Here is a 24,104-nt window from a genome sequence, read left to right on the forward strand (position 1 = left end):
CGCCCATGAACGACGCCGAACACCGTCGCTGGCTGGCCCAGGCCGTCGATCTGGCGCTGGAGAACGTCCAGGCCGGCGGGCGGCCGTTCGGCGCGGTCCTGGTCAAGGACGGGGCGGTGGTCGCGACCGGCGTCAACCGGATGCTGGCGACCTGCGACCCGAGTTCCCACGCCGAGATGGAGGCCCTGCGTCAGGCGGGGCCGGCGCTGGGCGGCGTGGACCTGACGGGCGCTGTTCTCTACGCCAGCGGCCACCCCTGCCCGATGTGCCTGGCGGCGGCGGTGATGACGCGGGTCAGCGCCGTCTGGTACGCCTTCAGCAATGCGGACGCAGAGCCCTACGGCTTCTCCAGCGCGGTGACCTATCAGGCCCTGGGCGTGAGGCTGGACCCGCCGCCGTTGCCGCTGACGCAACTGGACGTGCCGGGGCGGACGGCGGCGGAGCTTTACGGCGCCTAGCGGAAGGTCACGCGCACGCCCGGCTTTACCTTTGAGGCCAGTTGTTCGGCGTCCCAGTTGGTCAGGCGCACGCAGCCGCTGGAGAAGGTCTTGCCGACCTTGGACGGGTCCGGCGTGCCGTGGATGCCGTAGGTATCGCGCGACAGGTCGATCCACACCGATCCCACCGGATTGTTCGGCCCCGGCGGCACGATGACCTTGCGGTCGCCCCGGTCATAGCTGACCCGGTCGGGGTCGTAGGTGTAGTTCGGCTCGGGCGCGACGCCGACCACCGTCACTTCGCCCGAGGGCGCCGGGCGCGCCGAACTGCCGATGGTGGCGGGATAGAAGGCCAGCAGCTTGTCCGCCGCGTCATAGACCCGCACCGAGCGCTCGGCCTTGTCCACGACGATATGGGCCACCTCGGCCGCCAGATCGGTCTGGGCGACAGCGGCCACGACGATGGTCTGACCCGCTTTGGCGAAGTCGACGCCGGGGTTGAGCGCCTGCAGCAGGCCCTCGGTCATGTGGAACTTCTCGGCCAGCATCTCCAGCGGGGTCGCGTAGCCGACGGTCTTCAACTTGGCCATATCGGCCAGATTCGCCGGAACCTGTCCGATGAAGGGGCCGCTGAGATCAGCGGCGGTGATGGTGTAGTCGGTCAGGACGCGGCCGTCGTCGCCTGCCGTCAGGCGGCGAAAGACCTCGGCGTCCAGCACCCCGTCCTGCGGCAGGCCGGCGGCTTTCTCGAAGGCGGCGATGGCCTGGCGGGTGTTGTCGCCGCCCAGACCGTCGATCACGCCCGGCGAGAAGTTGGCGCGGTCCAGCAGGATCTGCGCGCGCGCCGTCGCCGCGTCGGGACGGGCGGGCTGGCCCTCGACGGGCGCGGGGGCGGCCTCGAACACGGCGCTCTCGACGGCGTCGCGGGTCAGGGCGGCGGGCGCCGGGGGTTGGGCCGACGCCGGCGGCTGCTGCGGCTTGGGCGTTTCAGCCGGGGAGCCGCAGGCCGCCAGGGCGGCCGCGATGAAGGGCAGGGCAGAGGCGGCGAGGCGCAATTTCGACATGAAAGCTCCGAAGGGTCCGGGACTTGTCGAACGTCCTTACGCTGTGTGCTGTTCCTGCGCCTCTTCGGTGCGGGCGGCGAAGAAGGGCTTCAGCCGGCTGAGCGCGTCTTCGATCTCGGGCGTCGAGACGGCGAAGCTGAAGCGGATGAAGCGGTGGCCGTTGACCGGGTCGAAGTCGACGCCGGGCGCCGTGGCGACGCCGGTTTCGCGAACCAGCTTCTCGCAGAAGGCCATGCTGTCGTTGGTCAGGTGGCCGATGTCCGCATAGATGTAGAAGGCGCCGTCCGGCGGCGCGATCGAGCGCAGGCCCATCGCGGGCAGGGCCTTCAGCATCAGCTCGCGGTTGGCGCGATAGACGTCGATGTTGGCTTCCAGCTCTTCCTCGCAGTCCATGGCGGCCAGGCCGGCGAACTGGCTGAGCGTCGGCGGCGTCAGGAACATGTTGCCCATGCGCGCGCGGGCCTGCTGGACCTCTTCTTCCGGCAGGATCAGCCAGCCCAGGCGCCAGCCCGCCATGCTCCAGTATTTGGAGAAGCTGTTCACGATCATGGCCTTGTCGTCGAACTGCAGCATGCAGGGCGTGTCGTGGCCGTAGGTGATGCCGTGATAGATCTCGTCCGAGATGATGCTGATGTTGCGCTCGCGGCAGACCTCGACGATGGCCTTCAGCTCGTCCTCGGCGATGACGGTGCCGGTCGGGTTGGCGGGGCTGGCGATGATGACGCCCTGGGGCGCCGGGTCCAGGTCGCGCAGGGCTTTGGCTGTCAGCTGGAAGCGCACGTCGGCGCCGCAGTCGATCTCCTGCGGGACGATGTGCAGGGCCTTCATCGTGTTGCGATAGGCGACGTAGCCGGGGCGGGCGATGGCCACGCGGTCGCCGGGGGCGAAGCGCATGTTGAGCGCCACCACCAGGGCGGGCGAGGCGCCGGCCGTCATGATGACGCGCTCGGGGTCGATCTCGACGCCGTAGCGGTCCTTGTACAGCTTGGCCACGCGGGCGCGCAGCAGGGGGCTTTCCCAATAGCCGCCCGCTTCGGCGTCGATCACGCGGTGCGCCTCAGCCAGGGCGGGCGCAGGCGCGCCGGTCGAGGGCTGGCCGAACTCCATGTGGATGACCGACTGGCCTTGGGCCTTCATCTCATGGGCGATGCGGCTGATGGCGATGGCGCGGAAGGGTTGGATTTCTACTGTCATGTCAAAGCGTCGGCCAATCTGAGGAAGCCCGCCACGTCGATGGTCTCGGCGCGGGCGTCGGGTTCGATTCCAGCGGCTTCGCACAGGGCGGCGCCGCCGAGTTGTTTCAGGCTGGAGCGCAGCATCTTGCGACGCTGGCCAAAGGCGGCCGCCGTGACCCGTTCCAGCCGCTTCAGGCGGTCGGGGGCGGGGCGCTCGGCCAAGGGTACCAGATGCACCACGGCCGAGGCCACCTTGGGCGGCGGGGTGAAGGCGGCGGCGGGCAGGTGCATGACGATGCGCGCCTCGGCCACGGCCTGGGTGATGACGGCCAGACGGCCATAGGCGTCCTCGCCGGGCTGGGCCACCACGCGTTCGGCGACTTCCTTCTGGAACATCAGGGTGAGGGCGCACGGCGTCCACGGCCCCGTCAGCCATTTGATCAGCAGCGGGGTGCCTACGTTGTAGGGCAGGTTGGAGACCAGATGCGCCGGCCCCTCGACCAGTTCGGCTTCCTTCACCTTCAGGGCGTCGGCCTCGACGATGGTCAGGCGGCCCGAGCCGTCGTCCAGTTCGGACAGCAGGGGGATGAAGCGAGGGTCCTTCTCGACCAGGACCACCTTGCCCGCGTCGCTTTCCAGCAGGGCGCGGGTCAGGCCGCCGGGGCCGGGGCCGACCTCGATGACGGCGCGGCCGTCGAACGGTCCGGCGTAGCGGACGATCTTGCGCGTGACGTTGAGGTCCAGCAGGAAGTGCTGGCCGAAGCTCTTCTTGGCCGACAGGCCGTGAGCGTCGAGCGTTTCACGCAGGGAGGGCAGATGATCGGTCACGAGGCCTGTTAGCGGTTCGCGCGGGCGGACGCCATCTCGGAGGCCAGGCGGACGGCGGCGATGAAGCTGTCGGCGCGGGCCACGCCCTTGCCGGCGATGTCGAAGCCGGTGCCGTGGTCGGGCGAGGTGCGGACGATGGGCAGGCCGAGGGTGGCGTTCACCCCGCCCCAGAAGTCCAGCGTCTTCACCGGGATCAGCGCCTGGTCGTGATAGAGGCAGACCACGGCGTCGTAGCGCGCTCGCGCTTCCTCGTGGAACAGGGTGTCGGCGGGCAGGGGATCGGTGATGTTCAGGCCTTCGGCGCGCAGGGCCTCGGCGGCGGGGCGCAGGACCGTCGCCTCCTGCAGGCCGATGGCGCCGCCTTCGCCCGCGTGGGGGTTGAGCGCGGCCATGGCCAGGCGCGGGGCGGCGATGCCGAAATCGCGCTTCATCGATTCGTGGACGACGCGGGCGACCCGGGCGACGCGCTCGCCGGTCACCAGCTCGGGCAGCTGGTCGATCGGCACATGAATGGTGACGAGGCAGGCGCGCAGGTCTTTCGCCGTCAGCATCATCACCGGGCCGCGCGTGCCGCTGAACGGAACGTCGGCGGTCAGTTCGGCGATGAACTCGGTGTGGCCCGGAAAGCGGAAGCCGGAGGCGTACATGGGCGCCTTGGCGATGGGCGCCGTCACCAGACCGGAGCCTTCGCCCGACAGCACCAGATCGACGCCGCGCTCGATCCAGTCGGCCACGGCGACGGCGTTGGCGGGTTCGGGCTGGCCGGGCGTCGCGGGCGCGGGCGCCGGATGGTGCAGGACAGGGATGGCGCGGCTGAAGACGGAGGCTGCGTCCGACGGGCTCAGCACCGCCTCGACCGGCTGGCCCTGGGCCTTCAGCACCTGCGCGTCGCCGACCACGACGAAGGGCGTGATCGGGGCGACAGGGCCGGGCGGCGACGACAGCGCCGACCAGGCGCGGGCGATGATCTCCGGCCCGACCCCGGCGGGGTCGCCCATCGTGACGATGAGCGGCCGGAGCATCGTCATTGCTTGATTTCGATCAGGGCGTCTTCACGCAGGTCGCGCAGATAGCGGCGGCCCAGCATGGCGTAGTTCTGATTCTGCAGACGCGCTTCGACCTGTTGCGGCGAGGGGGCTTCCGGGCCGCCCAGGCGGCGGTCGCAGACAGCCAGCAGGTGGACGCCCAGAGGCGTACGCACCGCCGTGCTGACCGAGCCGATCTCGGCCGAGCGGGCGACCTGCTGGAACTGCGGCGCCAGATCGTCGACGTCGCTTTCGCCCAGGTCGGCGCCGAGCAGGCCCGTCTCAGAGCGTGCGCGGGTCAGGATGTTGTCGCACGTCAGTTGGCCGCGCAGGGCCTCGAGACGCTGGGTCGCGGCGGCGACCTGAGCCTCGTCGGCGGTCTCGGGCAGTTCGATCATGACCTGCTTCATCTTGACCATGCTGGTCGAGGCGCCCGAGCGCTTGTCGCGCATGTACAGGATGTAGACGCCGCCATCGACGGGGATCGGGTTGGACAGCTGACCGACTTCCAGGGTCTCCATGACCGTTTCCAGGGCGGGCTGGGCGGCGCCCTTGACGATCCACCCGGCGTCGCCGCCGCGCGCGGCTGAAGGAGCGGCCGAGAACTGGCGCGCCACGGCCATGAAGGGGGCGCCCTGGATCATCTGCTGCACCAACTGGCGCGCGCCGTTCATGGCTTCCTGCATCCCGCCGACGCGGGCCGCTTCGAGGTAGATCTCCCCGACCAGATACTGGGGCTTGGTGGCTGATTCCGTCAGCTGGCGCACGGCCTGGTCGACCTGGCTCTTGCTGACGCGGGCGCGGTCGCGGAAGCGGCCGCCAACCAGTTCGCGCCAGCCCACCTCGGTGCGGATCTGTTCGCGGAAGGCGGGAAGGGCGATGCCGCCCTGTTGCAGGAAGGCGAGGAAGGATTCGGGGCTGGCGCCGGCCTGGCGGGCCATGTCGGCGATTTCGCGATCAACCTCGTCGTCGGTGATCTTCAACTGGTCGAACTTGGCGATTTCCTGCGCCTGGAGATGCTGTTCGATCAGGTCGTTGAGCGCCTGCTGCTGGATGGCGGCGATGTTTTCTTCGGTCGGCTGCAACTGGGACATGGCCATGACGACCAGCATCCTCTGGCGCAGGTCGAAGCCCGTGATGATGCGGTCGTTGACCGTAGCGATGATGCCGTCGGCCATGCGGAACTGAGGCGCCGGCGTCGCGCGCTGAGGCGCTTCTTCCGCCGCCGGATTCAGGGCTCCGGCTGCGGGCTGGGCGGGGGGCTGAGCCTGAGCCGCCGGCGCCGTCTGGGCCCATGAAGGCTCCACGGCCGCCACGACCATGAGGGCGGCCAGGGCGGCTCCCGTAGAGTAACGCTTCAAACGCATCGTCAGTCCTGATTCCCTAAAGCGGTCCCAATCCGGCCCAATCCGGTAAGCGACGCTGTCCGCGCCGCCGCGCCAGGGCGCACGTCCCCGTAAGCCGCAATCCACGCCATGCCTACCGCATATTGCCGCGATCATAGCCTGAACCTCCAAAAGTGGCGAGGTTAAGACGGATATAGACGCCCTCGGCCGGGCCGGTGGGGCGCACGCGGGTGTTGTCGCGACGCCAGCCCAGCTCGATGCGGAAACAGTCGTCGTCAAACAACAGGCCGACCTCCGAGCGGGTGATGATGTCGCGTTCCAGATCGGCGATGCCGGTCACCGCCACGCCCCAGTTGCCATAGACGAACTGGTTGGCCGACAGTTGGACGAATTCGTAGTTGCGGTTCTCGGGTCCGTCCAGCGGATTGGAGCGGTCGACGATGTAGCTGACGCTGGCCAGGTTGCGGCGACCCCAGCGGCCGTCGACCGTCGCTTCGGCGCGGCGAATCTCGCCATTGCCGTCGACGGTGGCGTGGAACCAGCCGCGCATCCGGTCCGACGGATTGAACGTCCCCTGAACCACCCAGTCCGAGGTGCGGCTGGCCAGACCCGACGGGTCATAGAGGCGGGCCGGATCATCCGGGATCGGCGTCAGATATTCGTCCTGGTCGTCGGCGCGCATGCTGCGGCCGATGAACAGGCTGGCCGAGCGCACCTCGTCCCAGCGCAGGGTGGCGCGGGCGCCCGCCGTGAAGCGCAGGCCGCCCTCCAGCAGGTCGTAGCCGGGGAAGCGGTCCATGCGGAACAGGGACAGGTGATCCAGTTCGGTGATCTGGCTGTCTTCGTTCGGGATGCGCGGGTCCAGGTCGGCCTTGTTCGAGATCGACAGCTGGGCCATCGGCTCAAGGATCAGGTCGGACGAGGCGCTGAGGCGGCGATACAGCGGATAGCTGACATCGACCCCGGCGCTGGTCCGCGCGCGGAAATGGGTCTTGTCCTCGACGCCGAGGGCGGGCGGCAGATCATCGACCGAATAGACGTCGGCGCGCAGGTCCACGAAAGGCTCCCACCGCACGCCGATGGGCGAGGTCAGCACCCGGCGCCACTCAGCCTGGCCGGTGATGCGGCGACTGTCGACGCCGGGCAGGTCGTCGGTCGGCCCGGCGGGAATCAGTTCGGGCGCCAGGGTTGGGAAGCCGACATAGGCGTCGCGCGTCAGCGCCACGGCCGAGCCGCGCAGGCGCAGGCGACCGCCCAGCACGGGGCCTTCAGGCTCCCAGCGCGCCTCGATCAGCGGCGCGACCAGCGGCAGGGTGTTGTCGTCTTCAAAGACGTTCAAGGCCGGGGTGATCGGGTTGAACTCGGCCACCCGCAGGCTCTGCAAGGTGAAGGCCGCGACCGACAGATAGGACCGCTCGGTCTGGCGCTCGGCGTAGATCTGGCTGATCAGGCGGCGGCTGTCGCCGTAGTAGAGGCCGTTGTCCTGATAGGCGTCGCGGATGTCGTAGCGGTCGAACAGGGTCTTGTCCGAAACCCGCTCGGCGGTGAAGCCCCAGCGCCACGGGCCGTCGGGATCGAACTTGCCGTGAGCCAGCAGATAGCTGCGCGTCGTCGTGTCGCCGAAACGGACGTTGCTTTCCGCCTGGCCGTCGCCGTCCAGGTCGAAGTCGCCGAAGCTTCGGCCGTAGGTGGCGCCGCCGCGCGCGACGATCATCCCGTCGGTGAATCGCTTGCGCCACTGCAGGTTCAGCAGCGGGGCGACCTTGGTGTTGAACTGGGGGCTGACCAGCACGTCTTCAGAGGGCGAGATGACGTGCAGATAGGGAATCTCCAGCGAGACCCCGCGTCCCGCCTGATAGTCGCCCCACGGCACCAGGAAACCCGACGCGCGATCCACGGTCGGATCGGGATGCGAGAAGACCGGCAGATAGAAGATGGGCACCCCGCCCAGCCGGAACACCACGTCGCGATACAGGATCGCGCGCAGCTCTTCGTTCTGGACCGCCTTAGACGCCTGGATGGAGACGCTGGGCGTCTTGGCCGCGCCGTCCACGGTGCAGATCGGGCAGGGGGTGAAGATGACGTTGTTCAGCTCGCTGACCGTCTCGGAGCGTCGCACGGCGGTGGCGGCCATCAGGCTGGAGCCGTTGGATAGGCGGGTGGCCAGGTCGACGGCGACGCCCGCCTTGAGGTCGGAATCCAGTTCGATCCGCTGGGCGTGGACGACCGAACCGTCCGGCGCCGTCAGCTCGGCGTCGCCCGAGGCCGTGGCCACGCGGTTCTGGAGGTCATAGGTGAGGTCCTGAGCGCGCAGGCTGTGGTCCTGAAAGCGGGCCATGACCCGATCCTCGTCCGAGCCCTGGGCCGAGATGACGTCGCCCTGACGCTGAGCGGAATCGGCGTCCACGAAGACGGCGTCGGGCGTCAGGCCGTCGGCGCCGGGGGCGGCCTCGGTCGTGGTCTGGGGCGCGGTCTGCGCCGGGGCCTGAACGGGGACGGGCGCCGTCTGGGCCTGTGCGGCCGAGGCGAACGCCAGCGATGAGAGGGGCGCGCCTATGACCAACGCCGCGCCGGTCAACAGCCGAAGGCGCAGGGCTCCCATACGGGGGAGGCGGCGATGGGTCATGCGGAGTCCACTCATTACCGGCCGGGCGGAAACCGCCCGATTAGCCGTCTTCGGTATAGAACAGCAAGGTAAAGGCGGCGAGAGCCGTCAATATGGGCGGCAGCCAGGCGGCGATGACCGGCGGCACGACCTCAGCCGAGCCCATGGCCGAGGAGAACTGATTCAGGAAGAAGAAGGCGAAGCCCAGCACCACGGCCGCCACCGTCATCCGCGCCAGATCGCCCAGACGCATCAGCCGCAGCGAGAAGGCCGCCGCCAGGATCGACATGGCGCCGAAGACCAGCGGCGTGGCCAGCAGCTGCTGCAACCGCAAGCGATAGGCGGTGGAGGCGAAGCCGGCGTCTTCAATGCGGCGAATCTGGTTGGGCAGGGACCAGAAGGGCGTGGACTGGGGCCGGGCGAAGCGCTGGAAGGCTTCCTTGTCGGCCAGGTTGGACGGCAGATCCAAGGTGGCGTAGCGGACCGCCCGCTGGCCCGTCTGCGCGCCCGAGGCGTCGGTCAGGCGCCAGCGCCCAGCGTTCAGGGTGGCCGTGGCCGCATCGACCCGCTCGGTGAAGACGCGATGGCCGCCGGAGGTCGTGGTGTAGATGAAGAAGGTCGCGTCCAGCAGGCGGCCGGTGGCCGGGTCCTGCCGTCCGCCGCGAATGATCATCTGGCGGTTCTCGTCGCCTTCGCGCAGCCAGACGGATTCGCGTGAATCGCCTCCGGGCGTCGAGCCGGAGATGCGCCCGCGCTCACGCTGCCAGACGCCGTCGCCCGCGGCGGCTATTGGGCCCAGAACGGTGACGGTCAGGGCGCCCAGCAGCACGGCGGCGCCCGCCGCGGGCAGGACGAAGCGCCAGGCCGACACGCCCGCCGCCCGCATGGCGATCAGTTCGCTGCGCCGGTTCAGGCTGACAAAGGCGCCCAGGGTCCCGAACAGGAAGACGAAGGGCAGGAGCTGGAGGATGACCGAGGGCGACTTGACCAGCACCAGGCCGAAAATCCGCGCGCTGGACAGCTCGCCCGAGGAGTTCAGCCCGCGCGAGACCTCGACGAAGTCGATCAGCATGACCAGGGCGGCGATGACGGCGAAGGCTACGCCCAGCGACTTCATCTGCTGGATCAGGACATAACGTTCGATGCGGCCGAGACGGAATTTCATGCGAGCCTCGCCTTCACGCGGGCCAGCGGCGATCCGGCGCGGCGACGGCGCGGCTTGAGCGCGCGGAACAGGACGCGCAGGGCCAGGGCCGTGGCGGCCAGCGGCACGACATATTGCAGGATGTTCAAGGCGCCGTTCCAGGCGCTGGCCGCGACCAGACCGTAGCCGATGACGCGCAGCAGCAGGAAGGCGCCCGCCGCCTTGGCGATGCGGCCGGTGTAGCCTGTCCGGCTGAAGGCGCCGCCTAGAATGGCCGCCAGGGCAAAGGCCATCGCCGCCAGGGCGTAGAAGGGCGAAGCGAGGCGCGAATGGCCCTCGGCCGCCAGCTCGCCCCGCGTTCCAGCGGTCTCAAGCAGGGCGGGCGTCGGGTCGAACAGGTCAGTCAGCCACAGGTCCGACGGCTTGAAACGGATGCGCTCGGTGGTCTTGGCGTAGGGCGACAGGTCGAACACCTGCTGGTCGAACGACAGCTGGTTCAACACCTCGCGCGAGGAATAGCGCTGCATCGACCCGTTCTGCATGGTCAGCACCGGCAGGCCGTCGACGCGACCGAATCGGGCGGTTTCGGCGTCCCAGGTGGTGACCGTCTTGCCGTTGTCCAGATAGACGAAGAGGTTCTTCATCAGCCCGTTCTGCTCGATCTGCTGGACGTAGACGGTCAGGCCGTCGGGCCCCTGGACGAACTGGCCTTCTTCGACCAGCAGGGCGGCCAGGTCGGTGCGGATGGCGAAGGCCTGACGACGGCCTTCGCGCTGGGCCCACGGCTGGACGAAGACGTTCACCAAAAGGGCGATGACGGTGACGATCAAGGCGATCTGCAGGGCGGGCCGGATCAGGGCCCAGCGGCTGACCCCGGCGGCGTAGGCGGCGGTCAGCTCCTGCTCGCGCTGCAGCCGCGTCAGGGCGATCAGGGCGCCGACGAACAGGCCGATGGGCAGGATGACGGCGATCAGCTGCGGCAGGGCCAGCAGGGTAAGCTTGACCATGACCCAGACGCTCTGTCCGCGCTCGACGATGACTTCCAGCTGATCCAGGCTCTGGCTCAGCAGGCCGATGCCGGCCAGCGCCGCGACCGCCGCCACGACGGGCAGGCCGATCTGGCGGAAAAGATACCTCTGGATCAGGGTCATAAGGCCGGAAAGGTCGTATAATCGGCTGCGAACGTGTTGCAGCCCGGGGCGATGCGAGCCATGTAATACACATCCGGCCGCCCCGACGAAACCGTCGCCGCGACCATGGCAAATTCAAGCGTGATCGGGACAGGTTCTTCCGGTCTGGAGTCAGTTTCATGAAAATCGAATTCGTCGCTTCGCCCGGCGCCGCAGAAATTCTCGCCGTGCTGGTGCATGAAGGACGAGCCCTCGCCGGCGCCGGTTCGGCGCTGGATCAGGCGGCCTCGGGCGCCCTGACCAAGGCGATGAAGAACAGCCGCTTCAACGGCGCCGCCAACAGCAGCCTGAACGTCGCGGCCCCGGCCGGGATCGACGCGAACGCCGTGCTGATGGTCGGCGCGGGCGCGGCGGACAAGCAGGACGATCTGGCGGTCGAAACCGCCGCCGCCGCCGCCTATCAGGCGACCAAGATGTCGGGCGCCGAAGTCCTGACCATCGAGGCGTCGCACCTGTCGCCGGAGCTGGCCGCCCGCGCCGGTTTCGCCGTTCGCCTGGCCGCCTATCGCTTCGCCAAATATCTGACCAAGCAGAAGGCCGACAAGATTCCGTCGGTGACGACGGTGCGCGTCGTGACCTCGGACGTGAAGGCCGCCGAGGCCGCCTTCGGCCCGCTGTCGGCCGTGGCCGACGCCGTGCTGTTCGCGCGCGATCTGGTGTCGGAGCCCGCCAACATCCTGCACCCGGTCGAGTTCGCGCGCCGCGTGAAGGAGCTGGAGGCCCTGGGCGCCAAGGTCGAGATCCTGGGCGAGGCCGAGATGGAGAAGCTGGGCATGGGCTCGCTGCTTGGCGTCGGCATGGGCTCGGTGCGTGAAAGCCAGCTGGCCGTTATCCAGTGGAACGGCGGCAAGGAGGGCGAGGCCCCCATCGCCTTCGTCGGCAAGGGCGTCTGCTTCGACACCGGCGGCATCAGCCTGAAGCCCGCCGAGGGCATGGAAGAGATGAAGTGGGACATGGGCGGCGCCGCCGCCGTGGCCGGCCTGATGCACGCCCTGGCGGGCCGCAAGGCCAAGGTGAACGCCGTCGGCGTCCTGGGCCTGGTCGAGAACATGCCGGACGGAAACGCCCAGCGTCCGGGCGACGTGGTCACCTCCATGTCGGGCCAGACCATCGAAGTGCTGAACACCGACGCCGAAGGCCGCCTCGTTCTGGCCGACGCCCTCTGGTACACGCAGGACCGCTTCAAGCCGAAGTTCATGATCGACCTGGCCACCCTGACGGGCGCCATCATCATCTCGCTGGGCCTGGAATATGCGGGCGTCTTCACCAACAGCGACGAACTGGCGGCCAACATCGCCGACGCCGGTCCGAAGGTGGGCGAGAAGTCCTGGCGCATGCCGATCCCGGCGGAATACGACCGCCACATCGACAGCCCGATCGCCGATGTGAAGAACATGGGCAATGGCCGCGCCGGCGGCTCGATCACCGCCGCCCTGTTCCTGCAACGCTTCACCAACGGCGTGCCGTGGGCGCACATCGACATCGCCTCGACCGCCTGGGTGAAGGACTCCAAGAACCCGACCGTGCCGGACGGCGCCGTGGGCTATGGCGTGCGTCTGCTCGACCGCATGGTCGCCGACCACTACGAAGGCTGAGTTTTGTTCAGCAGGGTAGGGCCGGGTGTCTGACGCCAAGCCGGAAATCTGGTTCTACCACCTGGAGCGGTCGACGCTGGAACAGGTGCTGCCGACCCTGCTGGAGCGCACGCTTCAGCGGGGCTGGCGCGCCCTGATCCGGGGGGCGACCTCGCATCGGCTCGACGATATCGACGAGCTGTTGTGGACCTATCGCGACGATAGCTTCCTGCCTCACGGACGGGCCGATGGCGACCACGCCGCGCGCCAGCCTGTGCTTCTGTCCGAATCGGGCGAGAATCTGAATGGCGCTCAGGCGCTGTTCATCGTCGATGATTCAGAGCTTGGGGCCACGCAGGAGTTCGCACGTTGCTTCATCATCTTCGACGGTCGGGACGAGCAGGCGCTGAACCATGCGCGCGGGCGCTGGCGGACGCTGAAGGCGGACGGCGCCGACCTAGCCTATTGGAAACAGTCGGACGAAGGGCGCTGGGAAAAGGCGGCCTGATCCTGACGCTTGGCGCGCTGGCTGTCGCGGCCTGCGCTGCGCCGCCCCCAAACGCCACGACTACGACGCGGACGGCCGCCCATTCGAACTATCCGCCGGTCACGCCGGCCGCGCCCGCATCGCCGACCGAGCGTCCCTATCTCTCCGAGCCGGGCATCCGCAATGCTTCGGGCGTCGCCATGTGCAAGGCGGATGAGTTTCAGTGGCTGATTGGGAAACCTCGGACTGAAATACCCGTTCCGGTGGATGTGGTGAACCGTCGGGTCGCCTGCACGACCTGCCCGATCACCGAGGACTATTCGCCCTATCGGCTCAACATCTTCTACAACCAGCGCACAGGCCTGATCGAACAGGTCCGCTGCGGATGATCATGAGGGACGACGTTATGAAGTCATTTCTGACGCTGAGCGCCGCCGCAGGCTTCCTGGTCCTGGCGGCCTGTGCGCCGACGCAAGGGGGCGGGACGACGACCGCGCCGGGCGGCGAGGCGACGCCGGTTGCCTGCAAGGCCAGCGACTATCAGGAGTATGTCGGCCGCAATCGCTCGACCATTCCGGCTGCCCCGGAAGGCCGCATCTTCCGCGTCCTGTGCAGCAGTTGCGCGGCGACGATGGACTATCGCGACAACCGCGTGACCTTCACCTACGACGACAAGACGGACATCGTGACGCGCGTCAGCTGCGGCTGATCGGGATCAGGGGGCGGGACTTATCGTTCCAGGCCGTAGAGGGCGTCGGCGACGTCCTCGACCTTCTGGCGCACCACGGTTTCGGCGTCGCGCAGGCCGCGGTTGTAGAACAGGCGGCCGATGTCCCGACCGATGAACTCGACCAGCATTTCGGCGGGCAGGCGGCCGACCTCGACCTCCATTTCGTCGCGCAGATAGGTCTGCAGGCGGGCGGCCGCCTCCTGCATCTCGTCCTTGGTCAACAGGGGCGGCGCCTTGCTCATTACGACACCTCGGCCAGAGCTTCCTCGGCGGCGATCCAGTCGGCCTCGGCCTGATCCAGGTCGGCCTGGGCCTTGGCGCGGGCGCGAGTCAGGCCTTCCAGCTTCTTGGGGTCACTGACGGCGGCGTTGGCCAAATCGTCGTCCAGACGCGCCAGATCGGCGGTCAGCTGGGCCATTCGGTCCTCGGCCTTCTTCACCGCATGGCGAAGGGTGGACGGGGACGGTCCCTTCTTCTTCTCGGCCTTGGGCGCGGCGGAGGGCGCGGGGGCCTCGGCCACGGCTTCCTCGTGCTTGACCTGGCTCGGCTTCATGCCGGCCTGCTTGGCGCGGTCCAGGACGAACTTCTGATAGTCGTCCATGTCGCCGTCGAACGGCTTCACCGTGCCGTCGGCGGCCAGCCACAGGCGGTCGGCCACCAGCTCCATCAGCGAGCGGTCGTGGGTGATCAGGATGACCGCGCCGGTATATTCGTTCAGCGCGTCCAGAAGGGCGCGGCGGCTGTCGATGTCCAGGTGGTTGGTCGGTTCGTCCAGGATCAGGATGTGCGGCGCATCCATCGCCACCAGGTTCAGCAGCAGACGCGCCCGCTCGCCGCCCGACAGGGAGCCGACGGTGGTCTCCTGCTTCTCGAAGGGCAGGCCGAACTGGGCCAGACGGCTGCGGCGGCTGCTTTCCGAGGCGTCCGGCATGGCGCGGCGGATGATCTCCAGCGGCGTGTCGGTCGGGTCCATCGCCTCGATCTGGTGCTGGTGGAACCAGCCCACGCGCATCTTCCCGTCGCGGTGGAACTCGCCCGTCTCGATGGTCAGCGCCTTGGCGATCAGCTTGGCGAAGGTGGACTTGCCCGCCCCGTTGACGCCCAGCAGGCCGATGCGGTCGTCCAGGTCCATCCGCAGGTTCAGGTTCCGCAAGATGGGCTTGCCCGGCTCATAGCCGACATTGGCCTTCTCCAGCCGGATCAGCGGCGGGGGCAGGGGGCGTTCGGGCGAGGGCAGGGTGAAGGGGGCGACGCGTTCTTCGGGCGGCAGTTCGATGCGCTGCATCTTCTCCAGCCGCTTGACGCGCGACTGGGCCTGCGTCGCCTTCGACGCCTTGGCCTTGAAGCGGTCGATGAACTTCTGCAGGTGGGCGCGCTCGGCGTCCTGCTTGGATTTGTTGGCCTCCATCAGGCGCAGTTTCTCGGCCCGCGTCTTTTCGAAGGTGTCGTAGTTGCCGGTGTAGAGGTCCAGCTTGCGGTTCGACAGCTGCAGGATGTGGGTGCAGACGCCGTTCAGCAGCTCGCGGTCGTGGCTGATGATCAGGGCCGTGTGCGGATAGCGCTTCAGCCGCTGCTCCAGCCAAAGGGCGCCTTCCAGGTCGAGGTAGTTGGTCGGTTCGTCCAGCAGCAGCATGTCCGGCTCGGCGAACAGGGCGGCGGCCAGGGCCACGCGCATCCGCCAGCCGCCCGAGAACTCGGCCATCGGGCGAAGCATGTCCTCCTGGCTGAAGCCAAGGCCGACCAGGATTTCAGAGGCGCGCGAGGGGGCGCTGTCGGCGTCGATCTCGATCAGACGGCCCCAGATCTCGCCCATTTCCTCGGGTTCGGCGGTTTCCAGCCGGGTCAGCAGGTCGTGGCGCTCGACGTCGGCTTCCAGGATGGTGTCCAGAACGCTGACCGGCGTGGCGGGGTGTTCCTGATCGACCGAGCCGATGCGGGCGGTCTTGGGCAGGGAGATTTCGTCGCCGTTGGCGGCCAGCTCGCCCAGGATCAGCTTGAACAGGGTCGACTTGCCGATGCCGTTGCGGCCGACCAGCCCGACCTTGGACCCCGGCGGCAGGCTGACGGAGGCGTCGTCCAGGAACTCTCGGCCCCAAGCGTTGTAGGTCAGGTTTTTGATCTGCAGCATGGGATCCGGAACGAAAAAGGCTTACAAGCGGGGATATTGGAAAGATGTGCGGCGCTCGCTATAAGCCGCCGACCCTCAAACACCCAAACAAGAAGTCACTCCCATGACCGAACGCACGTTCTCGATCATCAAGCCCGACGCCACGCGCCGCAACCTGACGGGCGCCATCAACGCCGTCATCGAAGGCGCCGGCCTGCGCATCGTCGGCCAGCGCCGCATCAAGCTGACCGAAGCCCAAGCCAAGAAATTCTATGAAGTGCACGCCGAGCGTCCCTTCTACGGCGAACTGGTGTCGCAGATGATCGCCGAGCCGGTGGTCGTGCAGGTGCTGGAAGGCGACAACGCCGTCGCCAAATACCGCGAAGTCATGGGCGCCACCAACCCGAACGACGCCGCTGAAGGCACCATCCGCAAGCTGTTCGCCCTGTCGATCGGCGAGAACTCGGTCCACGGTTCGGACTCGCTGGAGAACGCCAAGATCGAGATCGAGCAGTTCTTCACGGACGCCGACATCGTCGGCTGATGCTGAAGGGCCGCGCTCGTCGGCCCTTCGGGACCTCCCGACCCGACGCGGTTTGGTTTTCTGAGCCGCAGTCAAAAGGCTTCGCCCTTTCGACCCGACGCGGCTTGATCGTTTGCGGTCAAGCTGTGTGACAATTCGGCCCGCTCCCGGAACCGGGGGCGGGCCGTTTCGTTTTCACGGTCTCGTTACGCTCGCTCGCAACAATAAGGATGACCGCCATGAAGACGATGCTGAAGCTTGCCCCTGTGCTGGGCCTGACGGCTCTGCTTGCCGCCTGCGGCACCACCACGGAACAACGCGCCGCCACGGGCGCCCTGGGCGGTGCGGTCGCTGGTCAGGCGATCGGCGGCAACACCGGCGCGACCGTCGCCGGGGGCGTCATCGGCGCCGTGGCCGGCGCGGCCACCACGCCGAAGAAGCCCAACGAGTAACCGCTTTCCTCCCCACAAAGTGGGGAGGGGGACCACGAAGTGGTGGAGGGGCGAGCTGGGGCGGGCGATTAATCCCAGCTCAGCGGAAACAAGCGGCCCCTCCGTCTCGCCACCTTCGGCGCCGATCCACTTCCCCATGGAATGGGGAGGAGAAAAAAGGGCGTCGGCTTTGCGGCCGACGCCCTTTCCTTTGTCCGTCGCCGGGCGCGCCGGCTACCAGATCCGGGCGCGCTTTTCGGGGGCGATGTATTGCGCCTGATCCGGGGTGACGCCGAAGGCGGCGTACCAGGCGTCGATGTTGCGCGGCGGAGTGGCGGCCCGCGCCATGCCGGGCGAGTGCGGGTCGGTGGTCAACTGCTCTTTCAGAGCCTCTTCACGCGACTTCTCGCGCCACACCTGGGCCCAGCCCAGGAAAACGCGCTGTTCGCCCGTCAGTCCGTCGATCACTGGCGCCGGTTGACCGTTGAGGCTGCGCTTATAGGCGTCCAGCGCCATCAGCAGACCGCCGAGGTCGGCGATGTTCTCGCCCATGGTCAGGTCGCCGTTGATGGGCGTGCCCGGCACCGGCTCCTGGGCGGCGTAGATGGCGCCCAGCGTCTTGGCGCGCTCCTTGAAGCGGGCGGCGTCCTCGGGCGTCCACCAGTCGCGCAGCACGCCGTTGGCGTCGGTCTTGCGGCCCTGATCGTCGAAGCCGTGGGTGATTTCGTGGCCGATCACGGCGCCGATGCCGCCGTAGTTGACCGCCGGATCGGCGTTCGGGTCGAAGAAGGGCGCCTGCAGGATGGCGGCCGGGAAGACGATCTCGTTGCGCGGCGGGTTGTAGTAGGCGTTCACCGTCTGGGGCGTCATGCCCCACTCCAGCGGATCGACCGGCTGGCCGATCTTGCCGCGGTTCCAGGCCCAGTCGAAGGCGGCGGCGCGCTCGACGTTGCCGTAGAGGTCGTCGGCCTTCAGCTCCAGCCCGTCATAGTCGCGCCACTTCTCGGGATAGCCGATCTTCACGCCGAACTTGGACATCTTCAGCAGGGCCTGCTCGCGCGTGGCCTCGCTCATCCAGTCCAGCGCCTTCAGGCGCTCGGTCATGGCGTCCCTGAGGTTGGCGACCAGCGTCTCCATCTGCGTCTTGGACGACGCGGGGAAGTGCAGGCGGACGTATTCCTGGCCCAGAACCTCGCCCAACTGGCCGTCGACCAGGACCACGCCGCGGTTCCAGCGCGGACGGTTTTCGGGTTGGCCGCGCAGGGTCTTGCCGCGGAACTCGAAGCGCGAGTCCACGAAGGCGTCGGACAGATAGGGGCTGGCCTGATCGACGGTCTGGAAGGCCTGCCAGGCCTTCAGCGTCTCGATCGGCGCATCGGCGAACACCTGGGCGATGCCTGGGATGGCGGTGTTCTCCATCAGCACCAGGGTCGGCACGGTCTCGACCTTGGACGCCTGCAGGAAGGCGGCCCAGTCGAAGCCCGGCGCAAAGGTCGCCAGTTGCGCGGCCGGGGTGGGGTTGTAGATCTTGTCGATCTGGCGACGCTCGACAGTGGTCCAGTGCTTCTCGGCGACCTTGGTCTCGAAGGCCAGGATGTCGGCGGCGGCCTGCGCCGGGTTGTCCCAGCCTGCGGCCGTCAGAGCGCGCGTGACATAGGCGACGTAGGCTTCACGCTGAGGGGCGAAGTCCGGCTTCAGGTAGTAGTCGCGGTCCGGCAGGCCCAGGCCGCCCTGACCCAGATAGGCCGAGTTGATGTTCGGGTCCTGCAGGTCCTCGAACACCGCCAAGCCGAACAGGGAGCCGCCGAAGCCTTCGTGGCTGGCGCCCATCAGGCGGGCCATGTCGCTGTGGTTCGCCACGGCGCGGATGGCGGCCAGATCGGCGGCCAGGGGCTGGGCGCCCAGTTGGTTGACGCGAGCCTCGTCCATGAAGCTGGCGTACAGGGCGCCCACCTTCTGGGCGTTGGCGTTGGCCGGGTTGGCGGCGCTGGCCTCGATGATGGCGCGCAGCTGGGCCTGCGAGTTCTCATACAGGACGTCGAACGGGCCGAAGCGGGCCTTGTCCGACGGAATTTCCGTGTTCTTCAGATAGACGCCGTTGGCGTAGGCGTTGAAGTCGTCGCCCGGCTTCACCGTCAGGTCGCGACCGTCCAGGTCGAAGCCCCAGGGCTTGATCTCGGGCGCGGTGGAGGCAGCCGTCGAGGCGTGGGCGTGTTGAGCGAGGGTCGGTTGAGCGGTGAAGGCGAGGGCGAGCGCCATGGCGGCGGCGCCCATCAGGCGGGTTTTCATCATCGGGTCTTTCCCAGTGGTGCAGACGTGCGCGATAGCGCCGTCAGGAAGGCGCGTTCGTGCTTGCGGGCAACCTGCGCCTGCGTGCGACCGGCTGTCGCATTAAAAATCGTTAAGGTTTCGGAGCGTTCAGAAAATCCATCAGAATTCGGGGATAAAGCTGATGTTCCGCCGCCTTGACCCGCTCAGACAGAATTTCAGCCGTGTCGCCGGGCAGGATGGGCACGCGCGCTTGGCCCAGGGCGGGGCCTTCGTCTACGCCCTCGGTGACGATGTGAACGGTGCAGCCCGCCTCCTGGTCGCCCGCTTCTATGGCGCGGGCGTGAGTGTTCAGGCCGGGATAGAGCGGCAGCAGCGACGGGTGGATGTTGAGCATCCGGCCCGCCCACCCGCGCACCAGCCACGGCGTCAGCAGGCGCATATAACCGGCCAGGGCCACGACCTGAACGCCATGTTCGCGCAGCAGGGCGTCCACGGCGCGTTCGTGCGCCTCTCTATCCTTGCCGAAGGGGGCGTGTTCGACGGCGACGGCCTGAACGCCCAGCGCCCGCGCCTTGTCGAGGCCGGCGGCGCTCGCGATGTTGGAGACCACCAGCACGACTTCATACGGCGCATCCGGCGCCTGTCCCGCCTCGATCAGGCTGACCATGTTCGATCCGGTCCCGGAGATCAGGACGGCGACACGGGCTTTGGCGACGGACATGGGCGGCTCACGCGTGGAAGATGGCGTGATTGCCATGCGGCCCCGAAGGCGACTTAGCAAGAGGGGCGGCAGGGTCGAGGGGAAGGGCGGGTCGCCGCCGAACCATTGTTGCTGAACCGACGTAAACTCCGTTGCTTCTTCGGAAACAGCGGCGTTAGCGTCCATGCGCCGGGGGAGTCCGGCATCCAAGGGGGGAGTATCCTATATGCGTCGTCTGTTGACCGCCGCCTGCGCAGCGGCCCTGTTGGCCGCGCCGGCCGTTTCCATGGCTCAGGAAGCCGCGTCCAGCGGCGGCTCGGGGCCGGTCCGCTCGGCATCTGATCGCTTGCGCAACGTCACCGCCGAACAGATCGAAAAGAACTGGGCGCGCGCCACGGCCGATGAATCGGAAGTGACCACCAGCCACTCGATCAACGCCCACGGCCGCACCCTGCGCTACAAGGCGACGGCGGGGACGCTGACGGTCCGCAACGACGCGGGCATGCCGACGGCCAGCCTCTTCTATGTGGCCTATACGCTGGACGGACAGCCGGTCGGTCGTCGTCCGATCACCTATATGTTCAACGGCGGGCCGGGTTCGCCGACGGTGTGGCTGCACATGGGCGCCTTCGGCCCGATGCGGGTCCAGACCGATGAGCCAGTGGTCGAGCGCCCGGCGCCGTTCAACCTGGCGCCCAACGACATGACCCTGCTGGACAAGACCGACCTGGTCTTCATCGACATGGTCGGCGCCGGTTATTCGCGTCCGCTGGGCGAGACGCCGGGTTCGGCCTTCTGGGGCGTGGATCAGGATGCGGACACCTTCGCCCGCGCCATCATGCGCTACACGACCAAGTTCGACCGCTGGTCCAGCCCGAAATATGTTCTGGGCGAAAGCTACGGCACCCTGCGCGCCGGCGCCCTGGTGCACCAGCTGGAAGATCGCGGCATGTCGCTGAACGGCGTGGTGCTGCTGTCGTCGATCATGAACTACGGCGTGCGCCAGCCGGGCTATCCGCAGAACTTCGTCACCCTGCTGCCGACCTATGCGGCGACGGCCTGGTATCACAACAAGATCCCGAACAAGCCCAGCTTGGAAGAACACGTCCAGCGCGCCCGCGAATTCGCCATCGGCCCCTATGCGGCGGCCCTGTCGAAGGGACACCTGATCTCGGACGCCGAGCGCGCTCAGATCGCCCAGCAGATGAGCGCCCTGATCGGCATTTCGCCGACGGTGCTGGATCAGGCCAACCTGCGCCTTGAGCTCAGCCCCTTCCGCAAGGAACTGCTGCGCGACCGTCGCCAGACGATCGGCCGTCTGGACACGCGTTACCTGGGCATGGACGCCAGTGCTGTGGGCGGCTCGCCCGAGGAAGACCCGTCCAGCAGCGCCATCACCGGGGCCTATTTCAGCATCTTCCGCGACTACATCGCCACGACGCTGAACTATCGCACCGATGTGGATTACCGCCAGTCGGCGCGTGGCCTGCCGGGCTTCAACTGGGACTGGAGCCACCGCCCGCCGGTCGGCGGTCCGCAGACCACGCCGAACACGGCCGTCGACCTGGCCACCGCCATCCGCCGCAATCCGCACATGAAGGTGCTGGCGCTGAACGGCTATTACGACGCCGCCACGCCCTTCTTCAGCACGGAGTACGACCTGGCCCAGATGATGCTGGAGCCGCACCTGCGCCGGAACCTGGAGTTCACCTACTATGAAGGCGGCCACATGATGTACACGGCCCGCCCGGCGCTCGAGCAACTCTACACCGACATGGCGAAATTCTACGACGAGACGGTCAACGGCGGTCTGCGCTGATCCTCGCGACAGTCTGAAATGAAGAAGGCCCCGGTCAGCGCGACCGGGGCCTTTTTCGATGGGGTTTGGGTTTTCGCCGTCATCCCCGGCTCCACGCCGTCATCCTCGGGCTTGACCCGAGGATCGGGTTGTCCGTCTGCGCGGGGTTGGCAGGGAAGGGCGCGCCCCCGCCCTCGATCCTCGGGTCAAGCCCGAGGATGACGGAGGATGAAAGACCGGCGACCGCGTGTGGATCAGGCCGCCTGAAGCTGCCCGCAGACGAAGGCCGTCTCGCCCGCGTTCAGCAGGGCGGCCAGCACCGGCTCGACGTTCTCGGGCGCGACGATCAGGATGAAGCCGACGCCGCAGTTGAAGGTGCGGCGCATCTCGTGGTCCGAAATACCGCCCGTCTCGGCCAGCCATTGGAAGACGTCGGGCATGGGCCAGGCGTCCCAGTCGAAGCTGGCCTCAAGGCCATCGGCGATGCAGCGCGGCGGGTTTTCGATCAGGCCGCCGCCCGTGATGTGGGCCGCGCCCTTGATGAGGTCGGCCTTCATCAGCGGCAGGACCGGCTTCACATAGATGCGGGTCGGCTCCATCAGCGCCTGGGCTAGGGACAGGTCCTTGGCGAAGGGAGCGTCGTCGCCCCAGGCCAGACCGGACTTCTCGACCACCTTGCGGATCAGGGAATAGCCGTTCGAGTGCGGCCCCGAGGAGGCCAGGCCGATGATGACGTCGCCGGCCTTCTGCTGGTCCAGATAGGGCAGGACCTTGCCGCGCTCGACCGCGCCGACCGAGAAACCGGCCAGATCATAGTCGCCGCCCGAATACATGCCCGGCATTTCGGCCGTCTCGCCGCCGACCAGGGCGCTGCCCGACTGGCGGCAGCCCTCGGCGATGCCGGCCACGACGCGGCGCGCGGCGTCCACGTCCAGCCTGCCCGTGGCGTAGTAGTCCAGGAACATCAGCGGCTCGGCGCCCTGCGCCAGCAAGTCGTTGACGCACATGGCGACCAGATCGACGCCCACGCCGTCGTGACGGCCGGTCTCGATGGCGATCTTCAGCTTGGTGCCCACGCCGTCCGTCGTCGTGACGATCAGCGGATCTACGAAACCGGCGGCCTTCAGGTCGAACAAGGCGCCGAAACCGCCCAGAGAGGCCTCTGCGCCGGGGCGGCGGGTGGACTTGGCCAGCGGCTTGATGGCGTCGACCAGCTGCTCGCCGGCGTCGATGTCCACACCTGCGTCGGCGTAGGTCAGACCGCTTTTTTGGGCCTCAGGGGTGTCGCTCATCGGTCACGGCTCGAAATCGGGGGCGAAAATATGTCGCGGCGCTCTTGCCACGACGGCGTCGCGCGGGGCTATAGCATCGGAATGACGCTAATCACCACCAATGACGCGCTGATCGCCTTCTGCGATCGTCTGGCCAAGGCCCCGTACATCACCGTCGATACGGAATTCATGCGGGAAACCACCTACTGGCCCAAGCTGTGCCTGATTCAGGCGGCGGTCTCGCCGTCCGACGCCGCCATCATCGACCCGATGGCCGAGGGGCTGGATCTTGAGCCCTTCCTCGACATCCTGCGCGACGAATCGATTCTGAAGGTCTTCCACGCCGCCCGGCAGGACGTGGAGATCTTCAACAAGCTGGGCGCCATGCCGCGCCCGCTGTTCGACACCCAGGTCGCCGCCATGGCCGCCGGGTTTGGCGATCAGGTCAGCTATGAACAGCTGGTCCGCCAGATGCTGCGTCAGGAGCTGGACAAGGGCAGCCGCTTCACCGACTGGGCTCGCCGTCCGCTGTCGGAGGCGCAACTGACCTATGCGCTGGGCGATGTGACGCACCTGTCGTCGCTGTATCCCAAACTGCGCGACCGGTTGCAGAAGGAAGGCCGTCTGGACTGGGTCATGTCGGAAATGGGCGCGGTCACCGACCCGGCGCTGTACGACACCTCGCCCGAGAACGCCTGGAAGCGTCTGAAGCCGAAGAAGTTCAACGCCAAATACCTGGCCGGTTTCGTCGCCACCGCCGTGTGGCGCGAGCGCGCGGCCCAGGAGCGCGACCAGCCGCGCGGCCGCATCCTGAAGGATGAGGCCATAGACGAGATCGCCGTCCAGACGCCGACCGATCCGGACGCCTTCAATCGTCTGCGCTCGGTGCCCAAGGGCTTCGGCGGCTCGCGTCTGGGGCTGGAGCTGGCGGCGGAACTGAAGCGCGTCCTGGCCGACCCGGAAGCTCATGCGCCCAAGCTGGAGCGCCCGGCCAATAGCCAGCCCGCGCCGCCCTCGGTGGTGGAGCTGCTGAAGGTGCTGCTGAAGGCCAAGAGCGACAACGCCGGCGTGGCCGCCAAGCTGATCGCCACGGTTTCGGACCTCGAAAAGATCGCCCTGAACGACAATGCGGACATCGAGGCCATGAAGGGCTGGCGCCGCGAACTGTTCGGCGAAGACGCTCTGAAGCTGAAAAAGGGCGAGATCGCCCTGGTGCTGAACGGCGCCCGCGTCGAAGTGGTCGAGATCGAGGGGTAGCCCTTTCTCCCTCCCCTTCAAGGGGAGGGTGGTCGCGAAGCGACCGGGTGGGGAGGGCTGGGTGATCGGCCCTCAGCGCTTGAATAGCCTTGCCGCCCCCACCCGGCTTCGCCTTTCAGGCTCAGCCACCCTCCCCATGAA

Annotated in this window: 22 protein-coding genes; 9 read left to right on the forward strand and 13 right to left on the reverse strand. The window is 67.8% G+C overall.

The genetic code is table 11. The features are described 5' to 3' along the window. Positions 1 to 5 precede the first annotated feature (5 nt). Complete coding sequence (locus PIB44_RS06895) at positions 6 to 458, forward strand: nucleoside deaminase (RefSeq protein WP_278070848.1); 453 nt, start codon at positions 6 to 8, stop codon at positions 456 to 458. Here the strand turns inward: PIB44_RS06895 and PIB44_RS06900 are convergent. The 8 genes from PIB44_RS06900 to PIB44_RS06935 form a co-directional block, all read right to left on the reverse strand. Next, positions 455 to 1,501: a L,D-transpeptidase family protein gene (locus tag PIB44_RS06900; protein ID WP_278070849.1), complete on the reverse strand. Its 1,047-nt coding sequence runs from the start codon at positions 1,499 to 1,501 to the stop codon at positions 455 to 457. The genes PIB44_RS06895 and PIB44_RS06900 overlap by 4 nt on opposite strands. Before the next feature lie 36 nt (positions 1,502 to 1,537). Further along, positions 1,538 to 2,695, reverse strand: coding sequence for a pyridoxal phosphate-dependent aminotransferase (locus PIB44_RS06905; RefSeq protein ID WP_278070850.1), 1,158 nt, complete (start codon positions 2,693 to 2,695; stop codon positions 1,538 to 1,540). Beyond that, positions 2,692 to 3,504, reverse strand: coding sequence for a 16S rRNA (adenine(1518)-N(6)/adenine(1519)-N(6))-dimethyltransferase RsmA (gene rsmA, locus PIB44_RS06910; RefSeq protein WP_278070851.1), 813 nt, complete (start codon positions 3,502 to 3,504; stop codon positions 2,692 to 2,694). The genes PIB44_RS06905 and rsmA overlap by 4 nt, the downstream gene beginning before the upstream one ends. 8 nt (positions 3,505 to 3,512) lie before the next feature. Then, positions 3,513 to 4,532, reverse strand: coding sequence for a 4-hydroxythreonine-4-phosphate dehydrogenase PdxA (gene pdxA, locus PIB44_RS06915; RefSeq protein ID WP_278070852.1), 1,020 nt, complete (start codon positions 4,530 to 4,532; stop codon positions 3,513 to 3,515). After that, positions 4,529 to 5,896, reverse strand: coding sequence for a peptidylprolyl isomerase (locus PIB44_RS06920; protein ID WP_278070853.1), 1,368 nt, complete (start codon positions 5,894 to 5,896; stop codon positions 4,529 to 4,531). The genes pdxA and PIB44_RS06920 overlap by 4 nt, the downstream gene beginning before the upstream one ends. 112 nt (positions 5,897 to 6,008) lie before the next feature. Continuing rightward, positions 6,009 to 8,501, reverse strand: a complete 2,493-nt coding sequence (locus PIB44_RS06925) for an LPS-assembly protein LptD (protein WP_278070854.1) — start codon at positions 8,499 to 8,501, stop codon at positions 6,009 to 6,011. 40 nt (positions 8,502 to 8,541) lie between these two features. Next, positions 8,542 to 9,645, reverse strand: coding sequence for an LPS export ABC transporter permease LptG (gene lptG, locus PIB44_RS06930; RefSeq protein WP_278070855.1), 1,104 nt, complete (start codon positions 9,643 to 9,645; stop codon positions 8,542 to 8,544). Beyond that, the gene (locus PIB44_RS06935) at positions 9,642 to 10,775 is read right to left on the reverse strand and encodes an LptF/LptG family permease (protein WP_278070856.1); all 1,134 of its coding nucleotides are present in this window, start codon (positions 10,773 to 10,775) and stop codon (positions 9,642 to 9,644) included. Before PIB44_RS06935 ends, lptG begins: the two co-directional genes overlap by 4 nt. Positions 10,776 to 10,933: 158 nt before the next feature. On the opposite strand from PIB44_RS06935, the gene PIB44_RS06940 reads away from it, so the two are divergent. The 4 genes from PIB44_RS06940 to PIB44_RS06955 are packed head-to-tail and all read left to right on the forward strand — an operon-like array spanning position 10,934 to position 13,584. Beyond that, the gene (locus tag PIB44_RS06940) at positions 10,934 to 12,409 is read left to right on the forward strand and encodes a leucyl aminopeptidase (protein WP_253120150.1); all 1,476 of its coding nucleotides are present in this window, start codon (positions 10,934 to 10,936) and stop codon (positions 12,407 to 12,409) included. A 25-nt stretch (positions 12,410 to 12,434) separates the two neighbouring features. Continuing rightward, the gene (locus PIB44_RS06945) at positions 12,435 to 12,896 is read left to right on the forward strand and encodes a DNA polymerase III subunit chi (RefSeq protein ID WP_003167123.1); all 462 of its coding nucleotides are present in this window, start codon (positions 12,435 to 12,437) and stop codon (positions 12,894 to 12,896) included. Further along, positions 12,854 to 13,264 carry a hypothetical protein gene (locus tag PIB44_RS06950; protein ID WP_235599232.1) on the forward strand — a complete coding sequence of 137 codons (411 nt, stop codon included), beginning with the start codon at positions 12,854 to 12,856 and terminating at the stop codon, positions 13,262 to 13,264. Before PIB44_RS06945 ends, PIB44_RS06950 begins: the two co-directional genes overlap by 43 nt. Positions 13,265 to 13,281: 17 nt before the next feature. Continuing rightward, on the forward strand, positions 13,282 to 13,584 hold the full coding sequence (locus tag PIB44_RS06955) for a hemolysin (protein ID WP_025976723.1): 303 nt from the start codon (positions 13,282 to 13,284) through the stop codon (positions 13,582 to 13,584). A gap of 20 nt (positions 13,585 to 13,604) precedes the next feature. Here the strand turns inward: PIB44_RS06955 and PIB44_RS06960 are convergent, their stop codons facing one another. Next, the gene (locus PIB44_RS06960; protein WP_278070857.1) at positions 13,605 to 13,847 is read right to left on the reverse strand and encodes a DUF2164 family protein; all 243 of its coding nucleotides are present in this window, start codon (positions 13,845 to 13,847) and stop codon (positions 13,605 to 13,607) included. Further along, positions 13,847 to 15,733: an ABC-F family ATP-binding cassette domain-containing protein gene (locus tag PIB44_RS06965; protein ID WP_278070858.1), complete on the reverse strand. Its 1,887-nt coding sequence runs from the start codon at positions 15,731 to 15,733 to the stop codon at positions 13,847 to 13,849. The genes PIB44_RS06960 and PIB44_RS06965 overlap by 1 nt, the downstream gene beginning before the upstream one ends. A gap of 103 nt (positions 15,734 to 15,836) precedes the next feature. Here PIB44_RS06965 and ndk point away from each other — a divergent pair, with 103 nt between their 5' ends. After that, positions 15,837 to 16,256 (forward strand): nucleoside-diphosphate kinase, encoded by a 420-nt coding sequence (gene ndk, locus PIB44_RS06970; RefSeq protein WP_025976727.1) that lies wholly within the window; start codon positions 15,837 to 15,839, stop codon positions 16,254 to 16,256. 218 nt (positions 16,257 to 16,474) lie between these two features. Next, a complete protein-coding gene (locus PIB44_RS06975) occupies positions 16,475 to 16,687 on the forward strand; it encodes a YMGG-like glycine zipper-containing protein (RefSeq protein WP_025976728.1) in 213 nt (70 codons plus the stop codon). Between the two features lie 213 nt (positions 16,688 to 16,900). Here the strand turns inward: PIB44_RS06975 and PIB44_RS06980 are convergent, their stop codons facing one another. Both PIB44_RS06980 and purN read right to left on the reverse strand, forming a co-directional pair. Then, the gene (locus PIB44_RS06980; protein WP_278070859.1) at positions 16,901 to 18,958 is read right to left on the reverse strand and encodes a M13 family metallopeptidase; all 2,058 of its coding nucleotides are present in this window, start codon (positions 18,956 to 18,958) and stop codon (positions 16,901 to 16,903) included. Between the two features lie 109 nt (positions 18,959 to 19,067). After that, positions 19,068 to 19,658: a phosphoribosylglycinamide formyltransferase gene (gene purN, locus PIB44_RS06985; RefSeq protein WP_278070860.1), complete on the reverse strand. Its 591-nt coding sequence runs from the start codon at positions 19,656 to 19,658 to the stop codon at positions 19,068 to 19,070. 205 nt (positions 19,659 to 19,863) lie between these two features. Here purN and PIB44_RS06990 point away from each other — a divergent pair, with 205 nt between their 5' ends. Continuing rightward, complete coding sequence (locus PIB44_RS06990; RefSeq protein WP_025976731.1) at positions 19,864 to 21,456, forward strand: S10 family peptidase; 1,593 nt, start codon at positions 19,864 to 19,866, stop codon at positions 21,454 to 21,456. 233 nt (positions 21,457 to 21,689) lie between these two features. On the opposite strand, the gene purM is transcribed toward PIB44_RS06990, so the two are convergent. Beyond that, the gene (gene purM, locus PIB44_RS06995) at positions 21,690 to 22,727 is read right to left on the reverse strand and encodes a phosphoribosylformylglycinamidine cyclo-ligase (protein WP_278070861.1); all 1,038 of its coding nucleotides are present in this window, start codon (positions 22,725 to 22,727) and stop codon (positions 21,690 to 21,692) included. An 81-nt stretch (positions 22,728 to 22,808) separates the two neighbouring features. Here purM and rnd point away from each other — a divergent pair, with 81 nt between their 5' ends. Beyond that, positions 22,809 to 23,963 (forward strand): ribonuclease D, encoded by a 1,155-nt coding sequence (gene rnd / locus PIB44_RS07000; protein ID WP_278070965.1) that lies wholly within the window; start codon positions 22,809 to 22,811, stop codon positions 23,961 to 23,963. Positions 23,964 to 24,104: the final 141 nt, after the last annotated feature.

The sequence above is a fragment of the Brevundimonas sanguinis genome, assembly GCF_029636725.1.
In the GTDB taxonomy this organism is placed as follows: domain Bacteria; phylum Pseudomonadota; class Alphaproteobacteria; order Caulobacterales; family Caulobacteraceae; genus Brevundimonas; species Brevundimonas sanguinis.